Origin of the sequence: Endozoicomonas sp. ONNA2 (assembly GCF_024606365.1) — a bacterium.
Lineage (GTDB): Bacteria > Pseudomonadota > Gammaproteobacteria > Pseudomonadales > Endozoicomonadaceae > Endozoicomonas.
The window spans coordinates 1-1,018 of sequence record NZ_JAHHPO010001210.1; the positions used below are offsets into that span (position 1 = coordinate 1).

Annotated in this window: 1 protein-coding gene; it reads left to right on the plus strand. The window is 51.4% G+C overall.

Annotated features, from left to right (window positions below):
- Positions 1–1,018: LPS-assembly protein LptD (locus KDK14_RS21265; protein ID WP_257267272.1), on the plus strand; the 1,018-nt coding region annotated here is incomplete at both ends.

Genomic DNA, 1,018 nt, shown 5'->3' on the forward strand with positions numbered 1-1,018 from the left:
GTCCGGGTCTGTGTCAAGATCATCTTGGTAACTGGACGGCAGAGGTGGATTACGCCAAAGCCAGCGATAAAAACTATCTTGACGATTTCAGCACCAGCCTCAATCTGTCGGCCAATGCACCGCTGAACCAGCGGATAGGTACCCGCTACCTGGGGGGCGATACCAACCACAGCTGGCAGCTGAGTGTGGATGCTCACCAATACCAGAATATGAATCAGACGTCAGATGACCCCTATAACAAATTGCCACAAATCGAATTGTCGGGTAACTGGCTGGCCGGTAGTAACCTGAGCCTCAATTATGCGGCTGACTACACGAAATTCACCCGTGACGATAACTGGCATTACGTCAATGAAACGCTGATCAACCCATCGGAGAATGTGTATCGGAGTCACTACGACTCAGGCTATGGCATCAACAGGGCCAATGGTGAACGTCTCTACCTGGAAACCGGGGCAGGGTACTCTCTTGACTGGAACTATGCTTTCATTCGCCCGGCAGTAAAGGTGCAACATGTTGAGTACCGGCTGACGGACCTGAACCAACAAAATGTAATTGATGATTTGGACCTTGCCTACGGCAACTTCACCGCCGCAGATTACACCGAGTCACCCAAAACAACAGTGCCCACCTTCAGTATTGACAGCGGACTTTACTTTGACCGCTTTACCGCTATTGGTGGTACTGAATTCACCCATACCCTTGAACCCGGAATCAAGTATCTCTACTCCCCCTTTAAAGAGGGGCAGGAGATGAACCCGGTGTTTGATACGGCATTGATGAACTTCAATTACCACTCGCTCTGGCGTGACAGCCGCTTCTCCGGTCACGACCGGTTAGGTGATGCCAACCAGCTCTCCCTGGGGCTGACTACCCGGTTGATAGAAGACGATGGCTTTGAGCGGGTTCGCTTTGGCATTGGGCAGATCATCCATTTTGAAGATCGCAAGCTCTGGATCAGCCCCACAGCAGGGAATCAACCCAGTTACGAAGATGATCTTGACACAGACCAGGACGA